Origin of the sequence: Streptomyces fulvoviolaceus, assembly GCF_000718165.1 — a bacterium.
Taxonomy (GTDB): Bacteria; Actinomycetota; Actinomycetes; order Streptomycetales; family Streptomycetaceae; genus Streptomyces; species Streptomyces fulvoviolaceus.
On record NZ_JOEY01000018.1, the window covers coordinates 138,962 to 158,710 of the forward strand.

A 19,749-nucleotide genomic window follows, 5' to 3' on the forward strand; every position below is an offset into this window, starting at 1 on the left:
ACCAGTTCGACCAGGTCTGTTGTTGATCACTGTTTGCTGATCGCCGCTCCACGGCCCGCAGTCCCCTGCCCCACCCCCTCTTCCGACTTGCTCCCGGCGCACCCCTCTGCCCTCAACCGGCCACACCTGTAGGTCAGTTGCCGTAGGGCGTCCGCTGTTGCCGCGAAGGACAGCTCATGGCCCAGCCCACAGCCCTGCCCGTCATCGACATCTCCCGTTTCCGCGCACCGGACGCGGACCGCGGCACCTTCCTCGCCGAACTCCGGGCCGCCGCCCACGAAGTGGGCTTCTTCTACGTCACCGGCCACGGCGTCACCGCCTCGCTGCAGGACGAGGTCCTGAGCGCGGCGCGCACCTTCTTCGCGCTCCCCGAGGAGCGGCGACTGGAGATCGAGAACCTCAACTCCCCGCAGTTCAGGGGGTATACGCGCACCGGGACCGAGTACACGGCGGGCAGCGCCGACTGGCGGGAGCAGATCGACATCGGTCCGGAACGCGAGGCGGTCGTCACGGGACCGGGCGACCCCGACTATCTCAGGCTTGTCGGCCCCAACCAATGGCCGTCCGCACTACCGGAGTTGAGGGACATCGTCCTGCGCTGGCAGGCGGAGGCGCTGCGAGTGAGCCGCGAGGTGCTCCGGGCGCTCGCGGCCGCGCTCGGACAGGACGAGGGCTACTTCGACCGGTGGTTCGACGACGAGGCGGCCGTCCACGTGAAGATCGTCCACTACCCGCCGCGCGCCGCGGAGGACGCCGACCAGGGAGTCGGCGCGCACAAGGACTACGGCTATCTCGCCCTGTTGCAGCAGGACGAGGTCGGCGGGCTCCAGGTGCAGCGCGAGGACGGCGGCTGGATCGATGCCCGGCCCGTGCCCGGGGCCTTCGTGTTCAACATCGGCGAGATGCTGGAGATCGCCACCCAGGGCTATCTGAAGGCCACCCGGCACCGGGTCGTCAGTCCGCGGTCGGGCGTCCACCGCTACTCCATCCCCTTCTTCCTCGGGCCGCGCCTCGACGCGGTCGTCAAGCCGCTCCAACTGCCTCCTGAACTGGCTGAGTTGAGTCGCGGTGTCACCGACGACCCGGACAACCCGCTCCTGGCGGCCTTCGGGGAGAACGCCGTGGTCGGCTGGCTCCGCTCGCATCCGAGGGTGGCCGAGCGCTGGTGGTCCGACGTCCTGGCGAAGGAGGAGGGCCGATGACCGCCCGGGCCTTCGAGACCCGGCAGGTGCACGCCGGCGCCGTCCCCGACCCCACGACCGGCGCGCGGGCGGTGCCGATCCACCAGACCACCAGCTATGTCTACCGCGACACCGCGCACGCCGCCGCGGCCTTCGAGCTCTCCGACCTCACCACCCACGCCTACACACGGCTCTCGAACCCGACCACCGCCGTGGTCGAGGAGCGGATCGCGTCCCTGGAGGGCGGTTCGGCGGCCGTCGCCGTGGCCAGCGGCCAGGCCGCGACCTCGCTCGCACTGCTGAACCTGGCCCGCGTCGGCGACCACATCGTCGCCTCGTCCTCGCTCTACGGCGGCACCCGCACCCTCCTGGAGCACACCTTCGCCGACTTCGGCATCGAGGTCACGTTCATCGACGACCCGGACGACCTGGGCGCCTGGTACACGGCCGTACGCCCCACCACCAAGGCGTTCTTCGGCGAGACCATCGGCAATCCGCGCGGCAATCTCCTCGACCTCGAAGCGGTGGCCCACATCGCCCACGAGGTCGGAGTGCCGCTCGTCGTCGACAACACCGTGCTCACGCCGTATCTGCTGCGGCCCATCGAGCACGGCGCCGACATCGTCGTGCACTCCACCACCAAGTTCCTGTCCGGCCACGGCACCGGCATCGGCGGGGCCGTCGTCGACAGCGGGCGCTTCGACTTCGGTGCCGATCCCGACCGGTGGCCGGGACTGACCCGCCCGGATCCGACGTACAACGGGCTGTCCTTCTGGGACTCCTTCTCCGACCTCGGCCTTGCGTACGCGCTGCGTCTGCGCACCCGGCTGGTCCGGGATCTGGGACCGGCCGTCTCACCCTTCAACAGCTTCCTGCTCCTCCAGGGACTGGAGACGCTCAGCCTGCGCATCGAACGGCACGTCGCCAACGCCCAGTTGCTCGCCGAGTGGCTCGAACAGCAGCCGCAGGTGTCGCGGGTGCACTACGCCGGACTGCCCTCCAGCCCGTGGCACGTCGTGGCCAAGCAATACCTGCCGCGCGGCGCCGGAGCGGTCCTCTCCTTCGAACTCGCGGACGGGCTGGAGGCGGGGCGGCGCTTCGTCGAGGGCGTCCGGCTGTTCAGCCATCTCGCCAACATCGGCGACGTTCGCAGTCTCGTCATCCACCCCGCATCGACCACCCACGCCCAACTGGACGCCCGTCAGCAGGCCGCGGCCGGTGTCACGCCCGGCCTGGTGCGGCTGTCGGTCGGCATCGAAGGCGTCGATGACCTCATCGCCGACCTTGAGACCGGACTGCGAGCAGCTACCCCATGAAGCCCGACACCCAAGGAGCCCGATCCACCATGCGCCGCAGCACCACCCTCCGGCTCGCCGCCACCGCAGTCCTCGCCGGCCTGGCCGCGACCGCGTGCGGCACCGGCTCGGCCGACGACCCCGCGAACGCCGGACAGACCAGCCAGGCGGCCGAGCCAGCCGCCATCGACAGCGGCGCCACCGTCGACGTACGCCTCGTGCTGGAGCCGACCAGCCTCGACATCGCGTCCACGGCGGGCGCGGCGCTCGACCAGGTCCTGCTCGACAACATCTACCAGGGCCTGCTGACCCGCGACGAGGACAACAAGATCCGGCCGAGCCTGGCGACCAAGTACGAGGAGTCCTCCGACGGGCTCACCTACACCTTCCACCTCGCCGAGGACGCGACCTTCCACGACGGCACGAAGGTCACCGCCGCCGACGCGGTCTGGTCGTTGCAGCAGGTCACCGCCAAGGGCTCGAAGAACCCCGACGCGGCCGCGCTCGCCTCCGTGAAGAGTGTGTCCGCGTCCGACGACCACACCGTCGTCGTCAAGCTCAAGCACCGTGACACCGGCTTCACTTGGGGCCTGACCGGGCGAGCGGGCGTCGTCTTCGAGAAGGGCACCGACTTCTCCTCGCTCGCCGGCAAGGAGAACGGCACCGGGCCCTTCAAGCTCTCCGGCTGGAAGCGCGGTTCGTCCATCACTTTCGTGCGCAACGACGCCTACTGGGGCACGAAGGCGAAGGTCGCCAAGGTCGTCTTCCACTACATCAAGGACGACAACTCCGCCAACAACGCGCAGCAGACCGGCCAGACCGACATCGAGACGGCGGCCCAGGCCGACCTGCTCCAGCCGTTCTCCGACAAGAGCAAGTACACGGTGCTGCGCGGAGACACCACCGACAAGTTCACCCTCGCGCTCAACAACGCCTCGGGCCCGACGAAGGACGTAAGGGTTCGGCGTGCCATCCGCCAGGCCATCGACAACGCGGGCCTCATCAAGACCCTCGGCGGCGCCGCGAAGGAGGTCGGCGGGCCCGTTCCGGCCACCGACCCCGGCTACGAGGACCTCACCTCGATCGACGCGTACGACCCCGACAGCGCCAAGAAGCTGCTCAAGCAGGCGGGTTACGGCGACGGCCTGAAGCTCACCGTCAAGATCCCCAACATCTACCCGACCGAGATCGGCGACTACCTTGCCTCCGAGCTCAAGCAGGTCGGCATCCAACTCACCGTCCGGCAGGTCGAGTTCCAGACCTGGCTCGACGCCGTCTACACCAAGCACGACTACCAGCTCAGCCTCGTCGACCACGCCGAGGCCCGCGACCTCTACAACTTCGCCGACCCCGACTACTACTTCGGCTACGACAACGCCGACGTCCAGAAGTGGTACGGCGAGGCACAGACCGCATCGAGCGACTCCCAGCGCGACGCGCTGCTGAAGAAGGCGGCCCGGCAGGTCTCCGAGGACGCCGCCGCGGACTGGCTGTTCGTCAGCCAGACCCTCACCGTCGTCCGCAGCGGAGTCACCGGCGTGCCGCGCAACTTCACCAGCAACCGCTACTCCCTCGCGGATCTCGCCGTGGCGAAGAAGTGAGCCCGGCATGACGCTCTATCTGCTGCGCCGGGCCGGGCTCCTGGTGGTGTCCCTGCTCGCCGCCAGCGTGCTGATCTTCCTGGTGCTACGGCTCCTGCCCGGTGACGTCGCCCAGACGATCGGCGGCATCAGGGCCACCCCGGCCCAGGTCGCGGCCGTCCGCCACGACCTGGGCCTGGACCGGCCGTTGGCCGCGCAGTACGGCAGCTGGATCGGCGGAGTGGTGACCGGCGACTTCGGGCGGTCGGTGCTCGACGGCACGTCGGTGTCCGGACAGCTCGCCGAGAAGTTCGCGGTGACCGGTCCGCTGGCCGTGGGCGCCATCGTCCTCGCACTCGCCTTCGCCGTGCCGCTGGGCGTCCTGGCCGCCGTCCGCCGTGACTCCCGGCTGGGCAGTGCGGTCAACGCCCTCGGGCAGCTCGGGATCGCGCTGCCCACCCTGTGGGTCGGACTGCTGCTCGTCGTGGTGTTCGCGGTCCAGGTCCGCTGGCTGCCCGCGCAGGGGTTTCCCGTCGACGGCTGGGACGAGCCCGGCCAGGCTGTGAAGAGCCTCGTCCTGCCCTGGCTGACCCTGGCCCTCGCGGAGGGCGCCGTACTGCTGAGGTTCGTACGGTCCGCCGTACTGGACGTCCTGCACCAGGACTGGCTGCGGACCGCCCGGGCGAAGGGCCGCACCCGCACGAGCGCACTGGTGCGGCACGGGCTGCGCAACGCGGCCGTACCGGTCGTGTCGGTGCTCGGGCTGCAGATCGCCGCGCTGATCGCGGGCGCGGTCGTCGTGGAGCAGGTGTTCGTGCTGCCCGGCGTCGGCCAGATGCTGATCACGGACGTCGGCAACCGGGACCTGGACAAGGTGCAGGGCGAGATCCTGCTGCTCACGGGTGCGGTGCTGGTCATCGGGTTCCTCGTCGACCTCGCACACCGGCTGATCGATCCCCGGCTGCGGAGCGCGGTATGAAGTTCTCTCGTGCCGTCCGGGCACTGCTCAGGAGCCGCAGCGGCTTCGCCGGCTCCGTCCTCGTCGGCCTCCTCGTGCTGTCCGCCCTGGTCTCCCTCGTCTGGACGCCGTACGACCCCACGCTCGCGCGTCCGCAGGACAGCTGGCTGCTGCCGTTCTCCGGCGGTCACGTCCTCGGCACGGACCGGCTGGGCCGGGACGAGCTCAGCCAGTTGCTCACCGGAGCCCGCAGCACCTTGTCGACCGCCCTGCTCGCGGCGGCGATCGCTGCGGCCGTCGGGCTCGCCCTGGCGTTCGCGGCAGTCCTCACGCCGCGCCGACTCGGTGCCGTGGTGGTCCAGTTGACGGACGTACTGATCGCGTTCCCCGTCCTGCTGATCGCGATGATCCTCACCGCGGTCCACGGCGGTTCCACCTGGACCGTGGTCACCGCGATCGGCGTCGGAGCGGGCGTCAACCTCGCCCGGGTGGCCCGTGCAGAGGCGGGCCGGGTGTTGGGTACGGACTACGTGCTCGCCGCCCACGCCGCGGGATCGGGCACCTGGCGCACCGTACGCAAGCACCTGTTGCCGAACATCGCGCCCACGCTCATCGTGCAGCTCTCACTCGTGCTGTCCGTGGCGGTGCTCGCCGAGGCGGCCCTGTCCTATCTCGGGTTCGGCACTCCGGCGCCCGCGGTCTCCTGGGGCCGCATGCTGCAGGAGCAGCAGCAGTACGTCACTGCGCGCCCGCTTCTCGTCATCTGGCCGGGCCTCGCCGTCGCCGCCTCCGTCCTCGGCTTCAACCTGCTCGGCGACGGTCTGCGCGAGGCCACGGATGCGCGTCTGCGGGTGCGGGAGGTGGCGGCGTGAGCCTGTTGAAGATCACCGACCTCAGCGTGCGGATCGGCGGTACGACCGTGGTCGACGAGGTCGGCCTGGCGCTCGACCCCGGTGAACGGCTCGCGCTGATCGGCGAGTCCGGCTCGGGGAAGTCGCTCACCGCCCTCGCCGTCATGGGACTGCTCCCGGGCGGCGCCGAGGTCACCGGCAGCATCCGGCTCGGCGGGCAGGAACTGCTCGGCCTCGGAGACCGGGAGCTGTCCCGGCTGCGCGGCGAGCGCATGGCCATGGTGTTCCAGGAGCCGATGAGTGCGCTCAACCCGCTGATGCGCATCGGCAAGCAGCTCGCCGAACCCCTGCGGCTGCACCGCGGGTTGAACCGCCGCCAAGCGTCGACCGCCGCCGTCGAACTCGCCGCACAGGTCGGACTGCCCGACCCCGAACTCATCGTCCGCTCCTGGCCGCACCAGCTCTCCGGCGGCCAACGGCAGCGCGTCGGCCTGGCCATGGCGCTGGCCACCCGCCCGGCACTGCTCATCGCCGACGAACCCACCACCGCCCTCGACGTCACGGTCCAGGCCGACATGCTCCGGCTCCTGGACGACCTCGTCCAACAGCACGGCACCGCACTGCTGTTCATCAGCCACGACCTCGCCGTGGTGGCCCAGCTGTGTCAACGAGCCGCCGTACTCAAGGACGGGCGGCTCGTCGAGGAGGGCACGACCGACACGCTCGTACGAACACCCCAACACCCGTATACGCAAAGGCTCGTGGAGGCCGCCCGCGCGACGGGCTCCGAGGAGGTGGCCCGATGACGTCGCTGCTCAGGGCGGATGGACTCAGCCGCAGCTTCCGGCTGCCCCGCACCTCGCTGTTCGCACCGGCCGTCCACCGCGACGCCGTACGGGACGTGTCCCTGGACCTGAAGGAAGGCGCCGGGTTGGGGATAGTAGGGGAGTCCGGCTCCGGGAAGTCGACGTTGGCCCGGCTCCTGCTCGCCCTGGACCGGCCCGACTCCGGGACGGTGCACTACCGGGACCGGGAGGTACGGCCGGGCGCGCCCCGCAAGCTGACCTGGTTCCGGCGCGAGGTCCAGGTCGTCCTGCAGGACCCGATGGGCTCCCTCGACCCGCGCGCCACCGTCCGCGACATCGTCGCCGAGCCGCTGGAGTGCCTGCGGCTGCCCGGCGACCACGACGACCGGGTGGACGAACTGCTGCGCTCCGTCGGCCTGGACCCGTCCGTGCGCGGCCGGTACCCGCACGAGTTCTCCGGCGGGCAGCGGCAGCGCATCGCCATCGCACGCGCCCTCGCCCCCGGACCCAAGGTCCTCGTCGGCGACGAACCGCTCAGCGCCCTCGACGTGTCGGTGCGCGCCCAGATCCTCGCCCTGCTGAACGACCTCACCGAGGCGTACGGCCTGACGCTGCTGCTCGTCTCGCACGACATCGGTGTCGTCCGCCATCTGTGTACCGACGTGCTGGTGATGAAGGACGGCCTCGCCGTCGAACAGGGCCCGGCCGCCTCTGTCCTGGCCGACCCCCAACACCCGTACACACGCCGCTTGTTGGCCGCCGTACCCCGGCTGCCCGCATGACCGGGAGGACCGCATGACCACAGACCCCGCACGCCGGCTCGGCCTGGGAGCCCTCGTCCACGGCTCCGGCGGACAGCTCGACTTCGCCTTCCATGCCGACCTTGCCCGTACTCTCGAACGCGGCCGGTTCGACGCACTGTTCGTCGCCGACGCCGACGCCGACGCCGTCACGGCCCAGGAGCACGAGCACTCCAGCACGGAGCACTTCAGCACGGAGTACTCCCGCACGGAGCCCTCCCGTACCGAGCGCTTCGAACCGCTGACGTTGCTGGCCGCGCTGTCTCTGGTGACCGAGCGCATCGGCCTGGCGGCGACGGCGGCCACGACCTACAACCACCCGTTCCACATCGCCCGGAAGTTCGCGTCCCTGGACCACATCTCGGGCGGCCGGGCCGGCTGGAACATCGTCATCTCCGAACACGAACTGCTCCACCGCCAGTCCGACGAGTTCGTCCAGGTGGTCAAGGCCCTCTGGGACAGCTTCGACGACGACGCGGTCGTACGGGACAAGGAGTCCGGCCGCTACTACGACCCGGCCGGGCTGCACACACCGCACCACCGCGGCGAGCACTTCACCGTGCGGGGGCCGCTGAACATCTCCCGTCCGCCCCAGGGGCACCCGGTGATCTTCCAGGCCGGATCCTCCGAGACGGGACGGGAGTTCGCCGTCCGGCACGGGGAGGTCGTGTTCGTCGAGGAACAGGAGCTGGGCGCCGCCCAGGACTTCTACGCCGACATCAAGGCCCGTGCCGCCGGACAGGGCCGTGACCCCGCCCATGTCCTGGTCTGGCCGAGGCTCACCCCGTACGGCTCGCCCGAGCGGATCGCCGACCACATCGAGACCTGGTTCCACGCACGGGCGGCAGACGGCTTCCACCTCGCCTTCCTCGAACTCCCCGGTTCCGCGGAGGAGTTCGTGGACCACGTCGTGCCGCTCCTCCAGCGGCGCGGCCTGCTGCGCACCGAGTACGAGGGCACCACCCTGCGCGAGAACCTCGGACTGCCGCGTCCCGCCGTCCGTGCACGACACCTCCAGGAGACCGGCCGATGAGCCGCCGTACCGACCGAAGCCGCCATACCGACCGAAGCCGAAGGACCGACCAGCTCCACCTCAACGCCTTCCTCAAACCGCCGGGGGAGTACCTGGCCGCCTGGCGGCACCCGGACACCGCGGCGGACGCCGGCGTGAACATCCGGGAGGTCCTCTCCTTCGCCCGGACCGCCGAACAGGCCGCCTTCGACGCGGTGTTCCTCGCCGACCTCGTCGGTGTGCCGTTCGCGAGCGAGGACGTCCTCAGCAGGGTCAGCGTCGTCAACGACTCCTTCGAACCGACGACCCTGCTGGCCGCGCTCGCCGCCAGAACCTCCCGGATCGGCCTGATCGCCACCGCGTCGACCAGCTACAACGAGCCTTACCAGGTGGCCCGTACCTTCGCCTCGATCGACCACATCTCCGGCGGGCGCGCCGGCTGGAACGTGGTGACCTCCCTCAACGACGGCGAGGCCCAGAACTTCGGCCTCGACGCCCACCTCGACCACGCCACGCGCTACGACCGCGCCGAGAAGTTCTACGACACGGTGACGGGGCTGTGGGACTCCTCCGACATCGCCCCGCCTCCGCAGGGCCACCCGGTCATCGTGCAGGCCGGTGCCTCCGAGGCGGGCAAGAACCTCGCCTCCCGCATCGCCGACGTGATCTTCTCCGGCATCAGGGACCTGGCCAAGGCGCAGGAGTTCTACGCCGAGATCAAGGAGCGCACCGCCGCCCACGGCCGCGACCCCGACCACCTCAAGGTGCTCCCGGCCCTGTCCGTCATCACCGCCCCCACCGAGGCCGAGGCCCGCGACAAACTGGCCCGGCTCACCGAACTCCTGCCCCCGCAGGTGGCGTTGGCCGATCTGTCGTACTGGCTCGGCGGCTTCGACCTCAGCCCGTACCCGCTGGACGGCCCTCTCCCCGAACTCCCGGTCTCCAACCAGTCGCACACCGCCCAGCAGCAGATCTACGAGGACGCCCGCCGCGACAACCTCACCATCCGCGACCTCGTCCGGCGCGTCGCCGACGACGACCGCACCATCACCGGCACGCCGCAGCAGATCGCCGACCACATCGAGGAGTGGTTCCACGGCCGCGCCGCGGACGGCTTCAACGTCGTCTTCCCGTATCTGCCGGGCACCTTGGACGACTTCGCCGAGCTGGTGATCCCCGAGCTGCGCCGCCGCGGCCTGTTCCGCACGCACTACACGGGCAGCACGCTGCGCGAACACCTGGGCCTGCCAGGACCTTCAGTCGCTCCTGGCCACGTACCCGCACCGTACAAGGAGGAGACGTCATGACCACTGTCGCCAGTCTCGAGATCCTCAGGGCAGGCCCGCGCTTCGGCGCCGAGATCACCGGCGTCGACCTGTCGGCCCCCGTGGACGAGGCGACCGCCGACGAACTGCGGCGGGCGTTCCGGGAGCACAAGGTCCTGGTGTTCCGGGGCCAGCACCTGACGCCCGATCAGCACGTAGCCGCCGTACGCGTTTTCGCCGAGCCCTTCGACCATCCGACCGCCGTGAAGGACCCGTCGAACCCGCTGGTCTACCCGTACAACGTGCGGCAGACCGGCAAGGCCTCCACCTGGCACATCGGCGGGCTGTGGCGCGACCCCGTGTTCGCGATCGAGTCCCTGACGTACGAGGTGGTGCCCGAGCTGGGCGGCCACACCCTGTGGGCGGACCTCCAGGCGGCGTACGACGACCTGTCCGAGCCGTTCAAGGCGCTGCTCGAAACGGTGAGCGCGGTCTACGACGGCAACGCCGAGAACTACGCGCAGGGCAGCAGGAAGACCGCCACCGGCACGACCACCGAGCACCCGGTCGTCCTGACGCACCCGACCACCGGCCGCAAGGGACTCTTCATCAGCACCTCGGCGACCGGCCTCACGGGCGTGACCCCGGCGGAGAGCAAGGTGCTGCTCGACCATCTGCTCCGGCATGCCTCGTCGCCGAACTACACGATCCGCTTCGGCTGGCGGCCCGGCGACTTCGTCCTCTGGGACAACCGCGCCACCTGGCACTACGCCGTGGACGACTACGGCGACGGGGCGCGCGTCTACCGCAAGGTGATCGGAGTGGAGCCGGAGGCGGCCGTCACCGAGCGGCACGCCTGAATGCTCCCGGGAGAGAACCGCACCGCCCGGCGGGTGCTGCTCGTCTGCATGGCCGCCGGCGCAACCACCTTGCTGGACCAGGCAGTTCTGAACATCGCCGTGCCGAGCATGCGGCAGTCGCTCGGGGCCGGCGCGGCGGACGTCCAGTGGATCGTGGCCGGTTACTCACTGGCCTTCGGTCTGGCCCTCGTGCCCGGGGGCAGCCTCGGTGACCTGCACGGGCGCAAGCGGCTCTTCCTCGTCGGCGTGGCCGTCTTCCTGCTCGCCGGGGGGACGGCCGCGAGCGGCGGCGGGCCGGGGACCCTGATCGCCGCGCGGCTGGTGCAGGGCGCCGCGGCAGGGTTGGTCAACTCCCAGGTGATCGGCACCCTTCAGGACGTGTTCCCCGGTGTGGACCGCGGGCGGGCACTGGGCCTCTACGCGGTCACGGCCGGCGTGGCCTCGGCGCTCGGCCCGCCGCTGGGCGGTGTGCTCGTGGCCGGCCTCGGCCCCGAGGCGGGCTGGCGGTGCTGCCTCCTGCTCAGCGCACCCTGCGCGGTCACCACCCTGACCCTCGCGGCCCGCTGGCTGCCACCGCCCCGGCGCACCGCCCGCGACTCGCGGCTGGACATCCTCGGTCTGGGCCTGGCCTGCGGCTGCACGCTGACGCTGATGGTGCCCTTCATCCGCACCCCGGGCAGCGGCGGAGAGGCGCTCGGCTGGGGCGTCGCGGTGTGCACACTGGCAGCCGCCCTCGTCGTGCACCAACGATTGCGGGTGGGCGGCGGCCGGCAACCGCTCGTGCATCCGGCGCTGACGTCCTCCAGGCACTACGTGCTGGGCACGGGTGTGGCCATGGCCCAGTTCGGGTCCTCGATCGCCGCGACGCTCGTGCTCACCGTCTTTCTGCAGGACGGCCTCGGGCTGTCCGCCCTGCTCACGGCCGCGGTCGCGTTCCCCGCGGCAGCCGCGATGGGCGTCTCCTCGGCGCTCGCCTGGCGGCTCGTGCGGCGGATCGGACCGCGCACGGTGACCGTCGGCCTCACCCTGGGCATCGGCGCCGCCCTGGCCGGAGCCGCCGTCGCGCTCCAGGTGCCGAGTGCCGGGTTGCCGATCGCCCTGGCCGCGACGCAACTGCTGTCCGGCGTCGCCGGAGGGCTCAGCGTCTCGCCCAACCAGACCGAGGTGCTCCGGCACGCCCCGGCGGAGGCCGCCGGAGTGGGCGGCGGCATCCTGCAGATGGCCCAGCGCATCGCGGCGGCGGTCTGCCTCAGTGCCGTACCGGCGGTGTACTGGCACACAGCTTCGGGGGACGGTCGCCCGCGCGCCGCATACGCGCTGGCCTCCTGCGTCTGCGCGGGCCTGCTCGCCGTAGCGCTGGTGCTGTCGCTGCTGCGCCGGGCCGCCACACCATCCGGTCCGTCGACACCCGCATCGGCAAAAGGCACTCCCCCCCGCCCCCAAGGAAGCGGTCCCGCACGCCGAGCCGCCTCGCCCCGAGAGCGATTGTTAGCCTTGGCTGTGATCGATTTCCTGATACCCGGCCCGAGTTCGTCATGAGCGTCGTCGAAGCGTTCCCGCTCGGCGCCGCGACCACCCTCGCCGAACTCGCCGAGGACCCGCACCCCCGACTGGCGCTGCTGCGCGCGCACGAACCCGTGTCCTGGCTGCCCGAGCTCGACGGCTGGCTGGTGACCCGGCGCGACCTCGCGCTGAGCGTGATGCGGGACGCCGAGACCTTCACCGTCGACGACCCCCGGTTCTCCACCGCACAGGTCGTCGGACCGAGCATGCTCTCCCTCGACGGCGAGCAGCACACCCGCCATCGCGAGCCCTTCACCGCGCCCTTCCGCCCCCGCGCGGTGCACGACGGCTTCGCCTCGTTCATCGAGGGGGAGACCGACCGGCTCGTCACCGCACTCGAATCGTCCGGCGCCGCCGAACTGCGCCGCGCCTTCGCCGGCCCGCTCGCCGTCGCCGTGGTGACGGAGGCACTCGGGCTGGCAGGCACCACGGCCGACACGGTCCTGTCCTGGTACGACGCCATCGTGCGGTCGGTCTCGGACATCACCGCCGGGGTCGAGGCGGGGCAGGCGGGTGCCGCCGCGTACGCGGAGCTTCGGGCGGCCGTGGAAGCAACCATCGCGGAAGGAGGCGCTTCGCTCCTCGTCTCCGCTGCCGTCGGGCTGGCCCTGCCCGAGGTGGCGTCCAACGCCGCGGTCCTGATGTTCGGCGGCATCGAGACCACCGAGGCGATGATCACCAACGCGCTGCTGCACCTCCTGCGGCACCCCGACCAACTCGCCCTCGTCCGGGCCGACTCCGGCCTGCTGGACGGCGCGATCGAGGAGTCGCTGCGCCTCGAACCCGGCGCCGCCGTCGTGGACCGCTACGCCTCCCGCGACACCGTCCTCGGCCCCGCCACGATCCGCAAGGGCGACCTGGTCACCGTCTCCCTCACGGGCGCCAACCGCGACCCGGCCGTCTTCCCCGACCCCGACCGCTTCGACGTCCGCCGCGAGAACGCCCGTCTCCAACTGGCCTTCGCCCACGGCCCGCACTACTGCCTCGCCGCACACCTCGCCCGCCTGGAAACCCGCATCGCGCTCCAACGTCTCCTCGAACGTCTTCCCGCCCTGCGCCTCGACCCGAACCACCCGACCGCGCCGTACGGCCTGGTCTTCCGGAAGCCGCCCGCCCTGCATGTGCTGTGGGACAGGGCCACCTGACAGGAGCACCTACGTGACGTACGACATCACCGCCATCCGCTCCCACTTCCCCGCCCTGAGCGCCGGCATCGCGCACTTCGACGGCCCCGGCGGCACCCAGACGCCCCGACCGGTGATCGACGCCATCGCCGACGCGCTCGCGCACCCGCTGTCGAACCGGGGCAGCATCGCCCCGGGGGAGCACAACGCCGAAGGCATCGTCACCGGGACACGCCTGGCCTTGGCCGACCTGCTGGGCGCGCAGCCGTCGGGGATCGTCTTCGGCCGCAGCGCCACCCAGCTCGCCTACGACTTCTCCCGCACCCTCGCCAGCACGTGGTCGCCCGGCGACGAGGTGGTCGTCACCCGCCTCGACCACGACGCCAACATCCGTCCCTGGGTGCAGGCCGCCGAACGGGCCGGTGCCACCGTGCGCTGGGCCGACTTCGACCCCGCCACCGGGGAGTTGAGCGTCGACGACATCCGCGCCGTGCTGTCCGAGCGCACCCGCCTGGTCGCCGTCACCGCCGCCTCCAACCTGATCGGGACGCGTCCAGCGATCCCCGAGATCTCCCGACTGGCCCACGAGGTGGGGGCGTTGACCTACGTCGACGGCGTCCACCACGCCGCCCACGCGCTCGTGGACCTGGAACAGCTCGGCGCGGACTTCTTCGTCTGTTCCCCGTACAAGTTCCTCGGCCCGCACCACGGAGTCCTCGCCGCCCGGCCGGAGTTGCTGGAAACCCTGCGCCCGGACAAGCTCCTGCCCTCCACCGACGCGGTCCCCGAGCGCTTCGAACTGGGCACCCTGCCCTATGAGTTCCTCGCAGGCACCCGGGCGGCGGTCGACTTCCTCGCCGACCACCTGGACACGAGCGCCACGGGCACCCGACGACAGCGCCTGATCGCGGCCTTCGCGGCACTGGAAGCGCACGAGGAGACCCTGCGCACCCAGCTGGACAAGGGCCTGTCCTCGCTCGAAGGCGTGACGATCCACTCCCGGGCGGCCGACCGCACCCCCACCCTGTTGCTCACTTTCGAGGAACGCAGCACGGTGGACGCGTACCGCTTCCTCGCGGAGCGCGGCGTCCACGCCCCGTCGGGGTCCTTCTACGCCGTCGAGGCCTCCCGCCGGCTCGGCCTCGGCGACACCGGCGGGCTCCGCGTCGGCCTCGCGCCCTACAGCAGCGCGGAGGACGTCGACCGGCTCCTGACGGGGTTGTCCGAGTTCTTGACGAAGACGAAGGAGAACCGGTCATGAGCACACTCCCCACCGAGCGAGCCGTCAGGACCACCACGGAAGGCCTCCTGTGGGAGCCCAGCGCACGCTGGGTGCGCGGCCGCAAGGGCGAGGTGACGGTCGTCGACAGCCGGCACCCCGTCCTCGTCTGGGAACCCGGCATCCCCGTCCCGACGTACGCCTTCCCCCGCCAGGAGGTCCGCGAGGACCTGCTCCGCCCGGCCAAGAACCCGCCGACGGGCACGCACACCGGATCACGGATCTTCTACGACCTCGACGTCGACGGCCATCTGGTGGCGAACGCGGCCTGGACCTTCCCTGCCGCCGACCTCGCCGACCACATCGCCTTCGAGTGGTTCCGGCGCGTCGGCCGGGGCCTGGACCACTGGTACGAGGAGGAGGAAGAGATCTTCATCCACCCCCGTGACCCGCACAAACGGGTGGACGCCATCCCCAGCAGCCGTCACGTCGTGGTCGAGATCGACGGCACGGTGGTCGCCGACACCCACCGCCCCGTCCTGCTCTTCGAGACAGGCCTTCCGACGCGGTACTACATCCCGCGCGAGGACGTCCGCCTCGACCTGCTCGAACCCACCGACCACCACACCGGCTGCCCGTACAAGGGGACTGCCCGGTACCGGTCGTCGCGGACTCAGGCGAACATCGTCTGGAGCTACCCGGACCCGCTGCCCGCCGTGGGCGCGGTCAAGGACCTCCTCGCCTTCTACAACGAGGAGGTCGACATCACCGTCGACGGCGAACGCCAGGAGCGCCCCGTCACCCCGTTCACCAGGACGGTTCCGTCACCGAAGTGACCGTCAGGGCTGGCCGCCGCGCTCCAGGGGGATCCTCTCGCCCGCCTCGATCGCGACCGGCAGCCGGTTCCCGGCCGGGGGCAGCGGGCAGGTCGCCAGGTCCGTGTAGGCGCAGGGCAGGTTCGTGGCGCGGTTGAAGTCGATCGTCACCCGGCCCTCGCCGTCGGGGGCGGCGATCTGCAGGGCGCGGTTCGCCGCGTAGGTGGTCACGCCGGACGTCCTGTCGGTGAACAGCACCATCAGGGCGCCGGGCGTCCTGCCGTTGAACGCGGTGAGCCGGTGCCGAGCGCCGTCCAGCTCGAACTCGACCTCGCCGGGGGAGTCGTAGACGTGCTCGAGACCCTCCACGGCGGCACCGACGGTCACCGGGCGCGGCTCGTCGAAGGGGAGGAAGCGGCCGGAGAGGACCCAGCGCGGGTCGGGGTCGTAGGCCGGCGTGCGGGTGAAGGCCGTACGGAGGGCGTTGCCGGGGTGGCGGGGCCGCAGGATGTCGTGTCCGCCGCGCTTGGCGACCTCGAGCAGCGCGTCGCCCGAGCCGACGTACACGCTGTCCCGTTCGGCGATGACACCGAAGTCGTGGCGGCCGTGCACCGGCTGCCCGTCGACGGTCAGCTCCTCGCCCTCGTCGAGCTGGACCACCACCCCGTCGGCGGTGCTCGACCAGGCTCCGGGGGCGTCCTCGAACCGGCCCGGTTCCGCGCTCAGCCAGTGGAGGCTGGTGATCGCGAGGAACCCGTGCGGGCCGGCGAGCACCGCCTCCTTCTGCCGGTGCCAGTCCTCCCATTCCTGGACGAAGCTCACCCGGTCGACGCCTTGGACGGTCATGTCCGCTCCCTCGCGCTGCTCTGGTTGTTCTCCGTGCAACCGCCGTACCGGCCCAGATCATCCCGAACCAGCCATCCCCACGTGACCCGGCTCTCATGGCACCTCGCGGACATTGCCGCGACCATGGTGTCCGTCACCGGCAGGCCGAAGGGATCGGGAATGCTCCGCAAGGTACTGGTCGCCAACCGTGGTGAGATCGCGATTCGCGCGTTCCGCGCCGGCTATGAAGTGGGCGCGCGGACCGTCGCCGTCTTCCCGCACGAGGACCGCAACTCGCTGCACCGGCTCAAAGCCGACGAGGCCTACGAGATCGGCGAACCGGGGCACCCCGTCCGGGCCTACCTCTCGGTCGACGAGATCATCCGCGCGGCCCGGCTGGCCGGTGCCGACGCCGTCTATCCGGGCTACGGGTTCCTCTCCGAGAACCCCGAGCTCGCACGGGCCTGCGAAGAGGCGGGCATCACCTTCGTCGGGCCGAGCGCGCAGATCCTCGAGCTGACCGGGAACAAGGCGCGCGCGGTGGCCGCCGCCCGCGCCGCCGGCGTGCCGGTGCTGGGCTCCTCGGCGCCCTCCACCGACGTGGACGAGCTGGTGCGGGCGGCCGAGGACGTCGGCTTCCCCGTGTTCGTGAAGGCGGTCGCCGGTGGTGGCGGGCGCGGCATGCGCCGCGTCGAGGACCGGGCCACGCTGCGGGAGTCCATCGAGGCGGCCGCACGCGAGGCGGCCTCCGCCTTCGGTGACGCCACCGTCTTCCTGGAGAAGGCCGTCGTCGAGCCGCGCCACATCGAGGTGCAGATCCTCGCCGACGGGCAGGGCAACGTCATCCACCTCTTCGAGCGTGACTGTTCGGTGCAGCGCCGCCACCAGAAGGTGATCGAGCTCGCGCCCGCGCCCAACCTCGACCCGGCGCTGCGGGAGCAGATCTGCGCCGACGCCGTACGGTTCGCCCGGGAGATCGGCTACCGGAACGCCGGCACCGTGGAGTTCCTGCTCGACCGCGACGGCAACCACGTCTTCATCGAGATGAACCCGCGCATCCAGGTCGAGCACACGGTCACCGAGGAGGTCACCGACGTCGACCTCGTGCAGGCCCAGCTGCGCATTGCCGCCGGCGAGACGCTCGCCGACCTGGGGCTCTCTCAGGAGACGGTCAAGCTGCACGGCGCCGCACTCCAGTGCCGTATCACCACCGAGGACCCCGCCAACGGCTTCCGCCCCGACACCGGCCGGATCAGCGCCTACCGCTCGCCCGGCGGTTCGGGCATCCGGCTCGACGGCGGCACCACCCACGCCGGTACGGAGATCAGCGCGCACTTCGACTCGATGCTGGTCAAGCTCACCTGCCGGGGCCGGGACTTCACCACCGCGGTCAACCGGGCCCGGCGTGCCGTGGCCGAGTTCCGCATCCGCGGTGTGGCCACGAACATCCCGTTCCTGCAGGCCGTCCTCGACGACCCGGACTTCCAGGCGGGCCACGTCACCACGTCGTTCATCGAGCAGCGTCCGCACCTGCTCACCTCCCGCCACTCCGCCGACCGCGGCACGAAGCTGCTCACCTATCTGGCGGACGTGACGGTGAACAAGCCGCACGGCGAGCGGCCCGAGCTGATCGAGCCCACCACCAAGCTGCCGCGGATCGCCGCCGACACCGAGCCGCGCTCCGGCTCGAAGCAGAAGCTCACCGAGCTCGGCCCGGAGGGCTTCGCCCGCTGGCTGCGCGAGTCCCCGACCATCGGCGTCACCGACACCACGTTCCGCGACGCCCACCAGTCGCTGCTCGCCACCCGGGTCCGCACCAAGGACATGCTCGCCGTCGCCCCGGTCGTGGCCCGGACTCTGCCCGAGCTGCTGTCCCTGGAGTGCTGGGGCGGCGCCACCTACGACGTCGCCCTGCGCTTCCTCGCCGAGGACCCCTGGGAGCGCCTGGCCGCCCTGCGTGAGGCCGTCCCGAACATCTGCCTCCAGATGCTGCTGCGCGGCCGTAACACCGTGGGTTACACGCCGTACCCGACCGAGGTGACCGACGCCTTCGTGCAGGAGGCCACGGACACCGGCATCGACATCTTCCGCATCTTCGACGCGCTCAACGACGTGGGCCAGATGCGCCCCGCCATCGACGCCGTACGGCAGACCGGAACGGCGATCGCCGAGGTCGCCCTCTGCTACACCTCCGACCTGTCCGACCCGTCGGAGCAGCTGTACACCCTCGACTACTACCTCCGGCTGGCCGAGCAGATCGTCGAGGCGGGCGCGCACGTCCTGGCCGTCAAGGACATGGCGGGACTGCTCCGTGCCCCCGCCGCCGCGAAGCTGGTCTCCGCGCTGCGCAGGGAGTTCGACCTTCCCGTCCACATCCACACCCACGACACGGCGGGCGGCCAGCTCGCCACCTACCTGGCCGCGATCCAGGCCGGCGCGGACGCCGTGGACGGCGCGGTGGCGTCCATGGCGGGCACCACCTCGCAGCCCTCGCTGTCGGCGATCGTGGCCGCGACCGACTACTCCGAGCGGCCCACCGGCCTCGACCTGCGGGCCGTCGGCGACCTGGAGCCGTACTGGGAGAGCGTCCGCAAGATCTACGCCCCCTTCGAGGCGGGCCTCGCCTCCCCGACCGGACGCGTGTACGACCACGAGATCCCCGGCGGCCAGCTCTCCAACCTGCGCACCCAGGCCGTGGCACTCGGCCTCGGAGACCGCTTCGAGGAGATCGAGGCGATGTACGCGGCCGCCGACCGCATCCTCGGCCACCTGGTGAAGGTCACCCCCTCGTCCAAGGTGGTCGGCGACCTTGCCCTGCACCTGGTCGGCGCCGGGGTGACACCGCAGGAGTTCGAGACGACCCCGAACCGCTTCGACATCCCCGACTCCGTCATCGGCTTCCTGCGCGGCGAGCTCGGCACCCCGCCCGGCGGCTGGCCGGAGCCCTTCCGCAGCCGGGCGCTGGAAGGCCGCGCCGACGCCAAGCCCGTCCAGGAGCTGAACGCCGAGGACCGCACCGGGCTGGAGAAGGACCGGCGCGCGACCCTCAACCGGCTGCTGTTCCCCGGCCCGACGCGCGAGTACGAGACCCACCGCCAGAGCTTCGGCGACACCAGCCTGCTGGACAGCAAGGACTTCTTCTACGGCCTCAGGCCCGGGAAGGAGTACGCCGTCGACCTCGAACCCGGCGTACGGCTCCTCATCGCACTGGAGGCGATCGGTGAGGCCGACGAGCGCGGCATGCGCACCGTGATGTCCACCCTGAACGGCCAGATGCGGCCCATCCAGGTACGTGACGCCGCCGCGTCCTCCGATGTACCGGTGACCGAGAAGGCCGACCGCTCCGACCCCGGCCATGTCGCCGCCCCGTTCGCCGGCGTGGTCACGCTCGCGGTCGCCGAGGGCGACGAGGTGGCGGCCGGTGCCACGGTGGCCACCATCGAGGCGATGAAGATGGAGGCCTCGATCACCGCGGCGAAGGCCGGACGGGTCTCCCGGCTCGCCATCAACAAGATCCAGCAGGTGGAGGGCGGCGACCTGCTGGTCGAGATCGCCTGAGTCGGAACGTCTGAGGCGGATCGTCTGAGCCCGATCG

Annotated in this window: 16 protein-coding genes; 15 read left to right on the plus strand and 1 reads right to left on the minus strand. The window is 71.2% G+C overall.

Going from position 1 to position 19,749, the window contains the following annotated elements; all coding sequences use genetic code 11:
* Window positions 1–176: 176 nt before the first annotated feature.
* Genes IG08_RS0120790 through IG08_RS0120855 form a run of 14 tightly spaced genes read left to right on the plus strand, consistent with a single transcriptional unit; the run spans window position 177 to window position 15,350 of the window.
* On the plus strand, window positions 177–1,202 hold the full coding sequence (locus IG08_RS0120790; RefSeq protein WP_030604460.1) for an isopenicillin N synthase family dioxygenase: 1,026 nt from the start codon (window positions 177–179) through the stop codon (window positions 1,200–1,202).
* Window positions 1,199–2,497 carry an O-acetylhomoserine aminocarboxypropyltransferase/cysteine synthase family protein gene (locus IG08_RS0120795; RefSeq protein ID WP_030604462.1) on the plus strand — a complete coding sequence of 433 codons (1,299 nt, stop codon included), beginning with the start codon at window positions 1,199–1,201 and terminating at the stop codon, window positions 2,495–2,497. The genes IG08_RS0120790 and IG08_RS0120795 overlap by 4 nt, the downstream gene beginning before the upstream one ends.
* A gap of 29 nt (window positions 2,498–2,526) precedes the next feature.
* Window positions 2,527–4,077 (plus strand): ABC transporter substrate-binding protein, encoded by a 1,551-nt coding sequence (locus tag IG08_RS0120800; RefSeq protein WP_030604465.1) that lies wholly within the window; start codon window positions 2,527–2,529, stop codon window positions 4,075–4,077.
* A 7-nt stretch (window positions 4,078–4,084) separates the two neighbouring features.
* Complete coding sequence (locus IG08_RS0120805) at window positions 4,085–5,035, plus strand: ABC transporter permease (RefSeq protein WP_030604467.1); 951 nt, start codon at window positions 4,085–4,087, stop codon at window positions 5,033–5,035.
* Window positions 5,032–5,886, plus strand: a complete 855-nt coding sequence (locus IG08_RS0120810) for an ABC transporter permease (RefSeq protein WP_030604469.1) — start codon at window positions 5,032–5,034, stop codon at window positions 5,884–5,886. Before IG08_RS0120805 ends, IG08_RS0120810 begins: the two co-directional genes overlap by 4 nt.
* Window positions 5,883–6,671: an ATP-binding cassette domain-containing protein gene (locus IG08_RS0120815; RefSeq protein WP_030604471.1), complete on the plus strand. Its 789-nt coding sequence runs from the start codon at window positions 5,883–5,885 to the stop codon at window positions 6,669–6,671. The genes IG08_RS0120810 and IG08_RS0120815 overlap by 4 nt, the downstream gene beginning before the upstream one ends.
* On the plus strand, window positions 6,668–7,453 hold the full coding sequence (locus IG08_RS0120820; RefSeq protein WP_030604472.1) for an ATP-binding cassette domain-containing protein: 786 nt from the start codon (window positions 6,668–6,670) through the stop codon (window positions 7,451–7,453). The genes IG08_RS0120815 and IG08_RS0120820 overlap by 4 nt, the downstream gene beginning before the upstream one ends.
* 13 nt (window positions 7,454–7,466) lie before the next feature.
* The gene (locus IG08_RS0120825; RefSeq protein ID WP_030604473.1) at window positions 7,467–8,504 is read left to right on the plus strand and encodes an NtaA/DmoA family FMN-dependent monooxygenase; all 1,038 of its coding nucleotides are present in this window, start codon (window positions 7,467–7,469) and stop codon (window positions 8,502–8,504) included.
* A complete protein-coding gene (locus tag IG08_RS0120830) occupies window positions 8,501–9,790 on the plus strand; it encodes an LLM class flavin-dependent oxidoreductase (protein ID WP_052424807.1) in 1,290 nt (429 codons plus the stop codon). The genes IG08_RS0120825 and IG08_RS0120830 overlap by 4 nt, the downstream gene beginning before the upstream one ends.
* Entirely contained in the window at window positions 9,787–10,608 is an 822-nt protein-coding gene (locus tag IG08_RS0120835; RefSeq protein ID WP_030604479.1) for a TauD/TfdA dioxygenase family protein, read from the plus strand. Before IG08_RS0120830 ends, IG08_RS0120835 begins: the two co-directional genes overlap by 4 nt.
* 48 nt (window positions 10,609–10,656) lie before the next feature.
* Window positions 10,657–12,147: an MFS transporter gene (locus IG08_RS0120840; protein WP_234342926.1), complete on the plus strand. Its 1,491-nt coding sequence runs from the start codon at window positions 10,657–10,659 to the stop codon at window positions 12,145–12,147.
* Window positions 12,144–13,316, plus strand: a complete 1,173-nt coding sequence (locus tag IG08_RS0120845; RefSeq protein WP_030604485.1) for a cytochrome P450 — start codon at window positions 12,144–12,146, stop codon at window positions 13,314–13,316. Before IG08_RS0120840 ends, IG08_RS0120845 begins: the two co-directional genes overlap by 4 nt.
* A 13-nt stretch (window positions 13,317–13,329) precedes the next feature.
* On the plus strand, window positions 13,330–14,556 hold the full coding sequence (locus tag IG08_RS0120850) for a cysteine desulfurase-like protein (protein WP_030604487.1): 1,227 nt from the start codon (window positions 13,330–13,332) through the stop codon (window positions 14,554–14,556).
* On the plus strand, window positions 14,553–15,350 hold the full coding sequence (locus IG08_RS0120855; RefSeq protein WP_030604491.1) for a DUF427 domain-containing protein: 798 nt from the start codon (window positions 14,553–14,555) through the stop codon (window positions 15,348–15,350). Before IG08_RS0120850 ends, IG08_RS0120855 begins: the two co-directional genes overlap by 4 nt.
* Window positions 15,351–15,353: 3 nt before the next feature.
* Here the strand turns inward: IG08_RS0120855 and IG08_RS0120860 are convergent, their stop codons facing one another.
* Window positions 15,354–16,175: a DUF1684 domain-containing protein gene (locus tag IG08_RS0120860; protein ID WP_030604494.1), complete on the minus strand. Its 822-nt coding sequence runs from the start codon at window positions 16,173–16,175 to the stop codon at window positions 15,354–15,356.
* A 159-nt stretch (window positions 16,176–16,334) separates the two neighbouring features.
* Between IG08_RS0120860 and IG08_RS0120865 the strand changes: the two genes are divergently transcribed.
* Complete coding sequence (locus IG08_RS0120865) at window positions 16,335–19,712, plus strand: pyruvate carboxylase (protein ID WP_030604496.1); 3,378 nt, start codon at window positions 16,335–16,337, stop codon at window positions 19,710–19,712.
* The last annotated feature ends 37 nt before the right edge of the window (window positions 19,713–19,749 follow it).

Bases quoted from the DNA above. Each gene is read 5' to 3' on its own strand.
- IG08_RS0120795 (WP_030604462.1), top strand. From the start codon at position 1,199: ATGACCGCCCGGGCCTTCGAGACCCGGCAGGTGCACGCCGGCGCCGTC.
- IG08_RS0120810 (WP_030604469.1), top strand. From the start codon at position 5,032: ATGAAGTTCTCTCGTGCCGTCCGGGCACTGCTCAGGAGCCGCAGCGGC.
- IG08_RS0120865 (WP_030604496.1), top strand. From the start codon at position 16,335: ATGCTCCGCAAGGTACTGGTCGCCAACCGTGGTGAGATCGCGATTCGC.
- IG08_RS0120820 (WP_030604472.1), top strand. From the start codon at position 6,668: ATGACGTCGCTGCTCAGGGCGGATGGACTCAGCCGCAGCTTCCGGCTG.
- IG08_RS0120790 (WP_030604460.1), top strand. From the start codon at position 177: ATGGCCCAGCCCACAGCCCTGCCCGTCATCGACATCTCCCGTTTCCGC.
- IG08_RS0120830 (WP_052424807.1), top strand. From the start codon at position 8,501: ATGAGCCGCCGTACCGACCGAAGCCGCCATACCGACCGAAGCCGAAGG.
- IG08_RS0120805 (WP_030604467.1), top strand. From the start codon at position 4,085: ATGACGCTCTATCTGCTGCGCCGGGCCGGGCTCCTGGTGGTGTCCCTG.
- IG08_RS0120825 (WP_030604473.1), top strand. From the start codon at position 7,467: ATGACCACAGACCCCGCACGCCGGCTCGGCCTGGGAGCCCTCGTCCAC.
- IG08_RS0120860 (WP_030604494.1), bottom strand. From the start codon at position 16,175: ATGACCGTCCAAGGCGTCGACCGGGTGAGCTTCGTCCAGGAATGGGAG.
- IG08_RS0120845 (WP_030604485.1), top strand. From the start codon at position 12,144: ATGAGCGTCGTCGAAGCGTTCCCGCTCGGCGCCGCGACCACCCTCGCC.
- IG08_RS0120800 (WP_030604465.1), top strand. From the start codon at position 2,527: ATGCGCCGCAGCACCACCCTCCGGCTCGCCGCCACCGCAGTCCTCGCC.
- IG08_RS0120835 (WP_030604479.1), top strand. From the start codon at position 9,787: ATGACCACTGTCGCCAGTCTCGAGATCCTCAGGGCAGGCCCGCGCTTC.
- IG08_RS0120840 (WP_234342926.1), top strand. From the start codon at position 10,657: ATGGCCGCCGGCGCAACCACCTTGCTGGACCAGGCAGTTCTGAACATC.
- IG08_RS0120855 (WP_030604491.1), top strand. From the start codon at position 14,553: ATGAGCACACTCCCCACCGAGCGAGCCGTCAGGACCACCACGGAAGGC.